Origin of the sequence: Mycobacterium sp., from assembly GCF_049673265.1 — a bacterium.
Lineage (GTDB): Bacteria > Actinomycetota > Actinomycetes > Mycobacteriales > Mycobacteriaceae > Mycobacterium.
Window position 1 is genome coordinate 1 of sequence record NZ_JBATXN010000091.1, and the last position, 8871, is coordinate 8871.

An 8871-nucleotide genomic window follows, 5' to 3' on the forward strand; every position below is an offset into this window, starting at 1 on the left:
CGATCCGGCAGGTCGGCGCCCGCCCGGGCGACGGTCAGCGCCGCGGCGTTGCTGGCGGTCTCGAGTGCCGCTGTCAGCACACCGAGGTCGATTCCGGCGAGCTCGGCGCGTCGTTGCGCGCCTAACAAGCCCGATCCCCACAGCGCGTCGATCAGGCCGACCATGAACGCATCGCCGGCGCCGACGGTGTCGACCACCTGGATCGGTCGAGCCGCAACCCGCACTTCGCCGGCAGCGCAGACCGCCATCGCTCCCCGGTCAGCCATCGTCACCGCGACAACGGCGGGACCCAGCGCCAGCCAGGTTTGCGCGGTCCGCTCGGGCGAATGGTCGGGGTCGATCCAACCCAGGTCCTCCTCGCTGACTTTCACGATGTCGCTGCGTTCGACGAGGCGCTCGATGCGTTCGCAGGCCAGATCTCGGTCGACGATCAGCGACGGACGCACGTTGGGATCGAACGTGATCGTGGCCGAGATGCGGTAGGTGTCGACGAGCGCTGCGACCGCAAGGCAGCCCGGCTCCTGCACGGACGCAATCGATCCGGTATGCACGAACAGCGGCGGCGGCACCATCGGTGTACCGGAAAGCTCCCAGTCCAGATCGAAGACGTATGTAGCCGAGCCTTCTTCGCCGACGGTCAGTTGAGCCGTCGCGGTCCGGGCAGCAGTCTGGCTTCCCGAAACAAGTTGTGCTCCTGCATCATTGACGTACTGCGCGATGCGCCGTCCGTATGTGTCGTCGCCGATGTGGGTCAGGAAATCGACGTCGCGGCCCAGCCGGGCCAGCCCGACGGCGACGTTGAGCGGGCTCCCACCAACATGCGCGACGTGTTCTTCTGCTTCGACGATGTCGATCAGCGATTCGCCGATCACCAGCCCACAGGTCATCGGACTAACGCCTCTAAGGTCGCCCGAGCTCCCTTGTGATGCAACGAATCCAGCGCCCAGCGGTATGCCTGGACGAAGCGCGGCTGCTGGGCCAGATCCCCGAACATCGCGGTGATTTCGATGAACGCGGTGGGATTCTCGTGGTGCGACCGGGCGATCGGGACCAGCGAGTCCGCCAGCTGATCCACCACCTCGAACGGTTCACCCCATTCGCTGACACCCTCGGCGTAGCGAGCCCAGCTCGCCACCACCGCTGCCGCCAGCCGTATCGATCCATCGCTGGCCAGGTTGTCGCAGATCACCGGCAGCAGCCATTTCGGGATCCGGTCCGACGAATACGCGCACAGTCGCGCAACGGTGTCGCGCACACCCGGGTTGGCGAACCGCTGGATCAGCGTGCGGCTGTAGTCATGCAGGTCGATTCCGGGCACCGGTGGCAGCGTCGGAATGGCCTCGAAATCGAAATAGGCGAGCAGGAATTCGGCGAACAACGGATCACGCGCCGCGTCGTGGACATACTCGAAGCCGCACAGTTGGGCGAAATAGCACAGGCACTGATGCCCAGCGTTGAGCATCCGCAACTTCATCGACTCGTATGGGACGACATCGTCGACCAGCAGCACGCCCGCCTGCTCCAACGGCGGTCTGCCGTCGGCGAAGTCGTCTTCGAGGACCCAGGCGGTGAACGGCTCGGCCACTACCGGCCACCGGTCGGCCACTCCGAAATCGCGCCGCACCGCCGCGGCCATCTCCAGCGTCGTGGCCGGGGTGATCCGGTCCACCATCGAGCTCGGGAACCGGGCGTGTTCGGCCACCCACTCGGCGAGCCCGGGATCTTGTTGTCCGGCATTCGCGAGGATGGCGCCTCGCGCGATCGCACCGTTGCCTTCGATGTTGTCGCACGACACGATTGTCGGTGCAGCGATCCCGCGGTCGCGGCGTCTGGCCAGAGCCGCGGTGATCAACCCGAACGCGGGCCCACCCACGTCACGGTAACCACCTTCGGTGATGGTCAGCGAGATGATCCGGGTGGTTGGCGCGGCGAGCACCTCCAACGCCGGCTCCGGATCATCGGGGACGTAGCGATAGTCGATGATCGAGCCGATCACCTGTGCGTCGCGGCTGCCGTCCGGGTTTTCCAGAATCAGTGTGTAGAGCCCGTCCTGGTCGCGCAGGACGTCGCGCATGGTCCAGTCACCGGGCATCACCCCCAGCCCGCAAATGCCCCACTCGTGCGCCAAGCCCCGCTGTAATAACCGGTCGATGTACATGGCCTGATGCGCACGATGAAAGTGGCCGGCTCCGATATGCGCGATTCCGACGCCGACGCTGCCGCGGTCATAGCTCGGCGTGGCGATCGGCAGCCTTGTCAGCGTTGCGTTGTTCAGGTTCATCGTGCTAACCACGATTGTCCAACTCCTCCCCGGGCCACAGCTCGGGGGCTACAGCCCGGTTACGATGCCTACGTTAGCCGGGAACCTGCACCTGCCCGGTCGACAACATCAGGACATCAGCCAGAGCGTGCCACGAGTCGGTAATGGCGACTGCGCCGGCATCCATCAATTCCACACGGCGGCACGGGCGTTCGTCGTCGGACACAAACATCACGTTACCGACGGTGAGGTAGCCGGCCGCGACTGCAGAGGTAACGCCGGCCACCGAATCTTCAATAGCCAGACCTTGGTCGGCGCCGACGTCCAACACCCGGCCGCTGTGCAAATACACCGCGGGGTCGGGTTTGCTCGTCGGCACGGGAAGGGAATCTTCCTCGCTGAAACGCAGCGCCGCCGGGATGAGCGAATCAAGCCCGGTGGCGGCGAAACAGGAATCCAACCGCTTGGTGGCGCTGGAGCTGACCGCGGCTAACGCATAGCGCGACGCGAGCGCTTGCAGCGGTTCGAGCACCCGCCGATCTGGTTTCAGGGTGACGGCCAGATGCGCGGTGACCCGTTCGCGTTCTTCGCTCACCCACCGCTCGAGTTCGTCGGCGCACAACGCCCGACCGGCTGCGATGTCGCTGTCCGACGCGACAATCGCTGCGGGACGGCCATCTGCCAGCGTCCGCTCCATCGGCACGTCGCACAGCACAGCCAGGTCCATGGCGGTGTTGCGAAAGTTTTTCCCGACGGCCTGCTTGCGCAGTTCCTCGGCGGTCAGCGGAGCGGTCACGCCGAACCTGGCCAGTAACCGATTGGTTACCTCGACCGATGCGGCGAAAGCCGGTCTCTCCGAAGGGAAGAGGTTGTCGTCGGCGTCGCACAGCAAGGTGGTGATTGGTGCGGAGTCGAAGGGGCGCACGATGTCTAATCCCTGGTTCATCACGACACCAGCTCCTGCACATCGTCCCGCAACGCTCGACGCAGTGTGGGTATCACCCCGCGCTGATCGATGTCTGCAACCATGCCGCTGAGGCGCTCCGCAAAGGTGGGAACCAGCCGTAGTTCGGTGAAGATTTCATGCCGCAGCAACGGATCCGGGTTGTTGCCTGCCATGGTCACCAACTTAGTCAGCAGTGCTGCCTGCGGATCCTCGATGCGGAATTTGCGGCCGCTGAGGTCGTAGCCGCGCAGATAGCGGGCCCATCCGGCGATGGCCAACATCAGCAGCGTGTGTGGCCTATCCTGCGCGATCGCCTCCTGCAGGGACGGCAGCAGGAACGACGCAATCTTCGTCGACCCCCGCCGAGCCAGCCGCGGCAACTGGTCGCTCATCCGGGGATTGCTCAGCCGAGCGAGCAACGTGTGGCGATAACTTGGCGTGTTCATCCCGGGCACCGCCGGTAGCAGTGGCTGAATCTCGTCGCGCATGAGTTGATCGACGTAGTCGAAGATGACGCGGTCCCTCATCGCCTCGTCGGTGCGCTGGTAGCCGGCCAGCGTGGCCAAACAGGCGAGCGCGATGTGGGTTCCGTTGAGCAGACGGGTCTTGATCAGCTTGTGGTCGCTGACATCCGAGACGAACTGGGCACCGACCTCGTCGAGCGGCGGACGGCCGTTGCTAAAGGTGTCCTCGATGACCCATTGGCAAAACGGCTCGGTCACCACCGGCAACCGGTCGGTGATACCGAAGGTGTCCTCGACGAATTGACGCTCGGAGTGCGAGGTTTGCGGGGTGATGCGGTCGACCATTGTCGACGGGAATGCGACATGTCGGTCGATCCAGCGAGCCAGCCCGGGGTCTTTGAGTGCGGCGAACGACACCAGCGCGGTCCGCGCCGCTTGGGTGTTGTCGGCAACGTTGTCGCAGCAGAGCACGGTAAACGGCGCAATGCCGGCCCGGCGACGCCGGTCGAGCGCCTCGGCCAGGTAGGCCCACGCGGTGGCATAGCAATTCGACGCGGAAAGATCGGCACGCACGTCGGGGTTGGCGGCGTCGAACTCCCCGGTGACCGGATCCAGGAAGTACCCGTTGCCGGTGATAGTCAGGCTGACAACGCGGGTTTGTGGATCAGCCAGAGCCGCGCGGACCGCTGCACAATCGTGCGGCGCAAAGTGCACGGAGCCGATCGAGCCGACCACGCGGGCGGTCTGGCGGTCATGGCCGCGTTGCACAACGGTGTAAAGCCCGTCTTGCGCCGACAACAATTCTTTGACGTCGCGGGAGTGCAGGCTGACGCCGGTGACACCCCACTGGTTGGAAATGCCCAGGCAGGCAAGGTCATCGAAGTAGACGGCCTGATGTGCGCGGTGAAAATTGCCCGCCCCGATATGAACGACACCCCGCTGCAAGGCCGATCTGTCGTAGGTCGGTACGTCGATCCGTTGCGAATGTAATCGCAATGTGGCGTTACTCAGCGGAACGCCGGTCGTGCGGCCATGGGTAGCGACTATCGATAGGCAGTCGGTGCACATAGCTCGCCGAATCTACCCATGGTGAAGGTCGTTGGCTAAGTGAGTCGGGCACCGTTGCGTCCGGTATTGCTCTCGTACAGCCGTTTCACCGGCACCGTGAATTTCGCCACACCAAGGTGCGCACGCGTAGGTTTACACCATGGCACCGCTGGTGAAATTGACCAACGCCGACAAGGTGCTCTATCCGGCAACGGGAACGACCAAGGCCGACATCTTCGCCTACTACACCAGCATCGCCGAGGTGATGGTGCCGCACATCGCCGGCCGCGCGGCTACCCGCAAGCGCTGGCCCAACGGGGTGGACGAGCCCTCTTTCTTTGAAAAGCAGTTGGCCTCCTCGGCGCCCGACTGGCTGCCGCGTGCCAGCGTCACGCACCGGTCCGGGACGACCGCCTATCCGATCATCGACAGCGTCGACGGATTGGCATGGATCGCGCAGCAGGCCGCACTCGAGGTACATGTGCCGCAGTGGCGCTTCGAAGCCGAGTGGACGCGCAAAGGCGAACAACTCAAGCCCGGCCCGGCGACCCGTCTGGTGTTCGACCTCGACCCCGGCGAGGGTGTGACGATGGCCCAGCTCGCCGAAGTGGCCCGCGCTGTTCGGGACCTGATGACCGACATCGGGCTCACCACGTTTCCGCTTACCAGCGGCAGCAAGGGGCTGCACCTGTACAGCCCGCTGGACAAGCCGGTGAGCAGCCGGGGCGCAGTGGTGTTGGCCAAACGTGTTGCACAGCAACTGGAAAAGGCGATGCCCAAGCTGGTCACTTCGACGATGACGAAGAGTGTGCGAGCGGGCAAGGTGTTCCTGGATTGGAGTCAGAACAACGGCTCGAAGACCACCATTGCGCCGTATTCGCTTCGCGGACGCGAGCATCCGACCGTCGCCGCGCCGCGCAGCTGGGAAGAGCTCGACGACAAGAAGCTCCGCCATCTGCGCTATGACGAAGTGCTAAAAAGGGTCGAGCGCGACGGAGACTTGCTGGCAGCCCTGGACGCCGACGTGCGAACGCCGGATCGGCTGACCAAATACCGCAGCATGCGCGATGCGTCGAAGACGCCTGAGCCGGTGCCAAGTGCAAAACCGGCTGTTGGCCAAGGTAATACGTTTGTCATTCAGGAACACCACGCCCGCCGCCTGCATTACGACTTTCGCCTCGAACGCGAGGGTGTGCTGGTGTCCTGGGCGGTGCCGAAGAACCTGCCGGAAACCACCGCCGTCAACCACCTGGCGGTTCACACCGAGGATCATCCGTTGGAGTACGGCGGCTTCGAAGGCACCATCCCGAAGGGGGAGTATGGCGCCGGCAAGGTGATCATCTGGGATTCCGGCACGTACGAGGCGGAGAAGTTTCACGAGGAGGAAGTCATCGTGACGCTGCACGGTCAGCGGATCTCCGGGCGCTATGCGCTGATTCAAACCAATGGCGATCAGTGGCTGGCGCACCGGATGAAGGACCAGAAGGTTTTTCACTTCGACGAGCTGGCCCCGATGCTCGCCACCGAGGGTTCGGTGGCGAACCTGAAAGCATCGCAGTGGGCGTTCGAGGGCAAGTGGGACGGCTACCGGCTACTGGTCGATGCTGATCACGGCGAGGTGCGGCTGCGGTCGCGCAACGGGCGCGAAGTTACTAAAGAATACCCGCAATTACGCGCGCTGGCAGATGATCTCGGCGATCATCATGTCGTACTCGACGGTGAGGTCGTCGCCCTCGACAGCTCCGGTGTGCCGCGATTCACCAAAATGCAGAATCGAGCGCGCTCCACCCGCATCGAGTTCTGGGCGTTCGACCTGCTGTATTTGGATGGGCGGTCGTTGCTGCGGGCCCGTTACCGGGATCGGCGCCAGCTGCTGGAAACCCTCGCGGAGACAGGCGGTCTGATCGTGCCCGAGCTGCTACCCGGCGACGGCGCCGAGGCGCTGGACTACTCACGCAAGCACGAGTGGGAGGGCGTGATCGCCAAGAAGCGCGACTCCACCTACCAGCCGGGGCGCCGCTCGGCGTCCTGGCTCAAGGACAAGTATTGGAGCACCCAGGAAGTCGTCATCGGCGGCTGGCGTGCCGGCGAGGGCGGCCGCACCAGCGGCATCGGGTCGCTGCTGATGGGGATTCCGGTCGCCGATGGGCTGCATTTCGCCGGGCGGGTCGGCACCGGGTTCACCGAACGCGACCTGGCCAACCTGAAGAAGACGTTGGCCCCGTTGCACACCGACGAATCTCCTTTCAACACACGGCTTCCCACGAAAGATGCCAAGGGCGTGACGTTTGTGAAGCCGACGCTGGTCGGGGAAGTCCGGTATAGCGAATGGACATCTGACGGTCGGCTGCGCCAGCCCAGCTGGCGAGGGCTGCGGCCAGACAAAGATCCGAGTGAGGTGGCGCGCGAATGAAATGGGTGACTTTCCGAGACGGCGACGCGGAGCGCGTTGGTGTGTTGTCGGGCAATGCGATCCACCCGGTGGTGCCGGGAGTGAGCTTGCTCGAATTGATCGGGCGCGGTGCCGCCGGTCTCCAGGAGGCGGGGGAGGACACGCTGCGTTCGGCGTCTGCCGTGCCGCTCGACCAGGTGACCCTCACGGCGCCGATCCCACGGCCGCCATCGATCCGCGACAGCCTGTGTTTTCTGGACCACATGCGCAACTGTCAGGCGGCGATGGGCGGCGGCCGAGTGCTCAAGGACACCTGGTATCGGATACCCGCGTTCTACTTCGCCTGCCCGTCGACCGTTCTCGGCCCGTATGACGACGCTCCGATGGCGCCCGGAAGTGCGTGGCAGGACTTCGAATTAGAAATCGCCGCGGTCATCGGAACCGCGGGCAACGACTTGTCGGTGGCCGAGGCCGAACAGGCGATTGTCGGCTACATGATCTTCAACGACTGGTCGGCACGTGACTTGCAACAGCTGGAAGGTCAACTGGCGATCGGGCAGGCCAAAGGCAAGGACAGCGGCGTCACCCTGGGCCCCTACCTGGTCACGCCCGACGAACTCGAACCGTACCGCCGCGACGGCAGGCTGGCCCTGGAGGTGACCGCACTGGTCAACGACGCGGTGATCGGGTCCGGATCGACCGTGGCGATGGATTGGAGCTTCGCGGAGGTGATCTCCTACGCCTCACGCGGCGTGCTGCTGAGACCGGGCGACGTTTTCGGGTCCGGCACCGTGCCGACCTGCACACTGGTCGAGCACCTCGACCCGACCGCGCCGGAGTCCTTCCGCGGCTGGCTGCATGACGGCGACGTCGTCACGCTCAAAGTGCAAGGTCTGGGCGAAACCCGCCAAACCGTCCGCAAAACCCCTGCACCGCAACCACTACCGGCGCGGCCCAACCCCGATGCCGTCCCCGTCGCCCACCGGGTCAACCCGGCGCCGGCGAAAATCCCGTACACCCGCGGGTTACACGAGGTCGGCAACCGGGTGTGGGCGTGGATGCTGCCGGACGGCGGATACGGCTGGAGCAACGCCGGACTGGTCGCCGGCGACGGCGCGTCGTTACTGGTCGACACCTTGTTCGACCTGGCGTTGACCCGCGAAATGCTCACCGCGATGGCGCTGGTCACCGACCGCGCGCCGATCACCGACGCGCTGATCACCCACTCCAACGGTGACCACACCCACGGCAACCAACTGTTGGATTCCTCGGTGCGGGTGATCGCGGCCAAGGGCACCGCGGAAGAAATCGCGCACGGCATGGCGCCCGAGATGCTGGTGATGACCCAGACCGCCGACCTGGGTCCGGTTGCGACCCGATATCTACGAGACCGGTTCGGCCCCTTCAACTTCGGCGGTATCACCCTGCGTAATGCCGACCAAACCTTCGATGACCAGCTCAGCATCGAGGTTGGCGGCCGCGAGGTGCGTCTGCTGAACCTCGGCCCGGCGCATACCGCGGCGGACTCGGTTGTGCACGTGCCGGACGCCGGGGTGCTGTTCGCCGGGGATCTGCTGTTCATCGGCTGCACGCCGATCGTGTGGGCCGGTCCGATCGCCAACTGGGTCGCGGCCTGCGACGCGATGATCGCGTTGGACGCGGCGACGGTGGTGCCGGGCCACGGCCCGGTCACCGATGCGGACGGTATCCGCGCGGTGCGCGGCTATCTGCTCCACGTCGCGGAGCAAGCCGAAGCCGCCTA

6 protein-coding genes are annotated in these 8871 nt (G+C 65.0%); 2 read left to right on the forward strand and 4 right to left on the reverse strand.

Features of this window, described 5'->3' with window-relative positions:
* The 4 genes from WBF82_RS03155 to WBF82_RS03170 all read right to left on the reverse strand — a co-directional run.
* Positions 1-887 (reverse strand): carbohydrate kinase family protein (locus WBF82_RS03155; RefSeq protein WP_424381645.1); only part of this gene is annotated, 887 nt, incomplete at its 3' end.
* Positions 884-2281, reverse strand: a complete 1398-nt coding sequence (locus tag WBF82_RS03160; RefSeq protein ID WP_424381650.1) for a mannitol dehydrogenase family protein — start codon at positions 2279-2281, stop codon at positions 884-886. The genes WBF82_RS03155 and WBF82_RS03160, both read right to left, overlap by 4 nt.
* A 73-nt stretch (positions 2282-2354) precedes the next feature.
* Positions 2355-3206 carry an HAD family hydrolase gene (locus WBF82_RS03165; protein WP_424381646.1) on the reverse strand — a complete coding sequence of 284 codons (852 nt, stop codon included), beginning with the start codon at positions 3204-3206 and terminating at the stop codon, positions 2355-2357.
* Entirely contained in the window at positions 3206-4738 is a 1533-nt protein-coding gene (locus tag WBF82_RS03170) for a mannitol dehydrogenase family protein (protein WP_424381647.1), read from the reverse strand. Before WBF82_RS03170 ends, WBF82_RS03165 begins: the two co-directional genes overlap by 1 nt.
* A gap of 139 nt (positions 4739-4877) precedes the next feature.
* On the opposite strand from WBF82_RS03170, the gene WBF82_RS03175 reads away from it, so the two are divergent.
* Positions 4878-7130, forward strand: a complete 2253-nt coding sequence (locus WBF82_RS03175; RefSeq protein WP_424381648.1) for an ATP-dependent DNA ligase — start codon at positions 4878-4880, stop codon at positions 7128-7130.
* Positions 7127-8871, forward strand: a 1745-nt coding sequence (locus WBF82_RS03180; RefSeq protein WP_424381649.1) for a fumarylacetoacetate hydrolase family protein, incomplete at its 3' end; no start/stop codon positions are given. The genes WBF82_RS03175 and WBF82_RS03180, both read left to right, overlap by 4 nt.

Coding starts and splice junctions, on each gene's coding strand:
- WBF82_RS03170 (WP_424381647.1), bottom strand. CDS start 4,738: ATGTGCACCGACTGCCTATCGATAGTCGCTACCCATGGCCGCACGACC.
- WBF82_RS03175 (WP_424381648.1), top strand. CDS start 4,878: ATGGCACCGCTGGTGAAATTGACCAACGCCGACAAGGTGCTCTATCCG.
- WBF82_RS03160 (WP_424381650.1), bottom strand. CDS start 2,281: ATGAACCTGAACAACGCAACGCTGACAAGGCTGCCGATCGCCACGCCG.
- WBF82_RS03165 (WP_424381646.1), bottom strand. CDS start 3,206: ATGAACCAGGGATTAGACATCGTGCGCCCCTTCGACTCCGCACCAATC.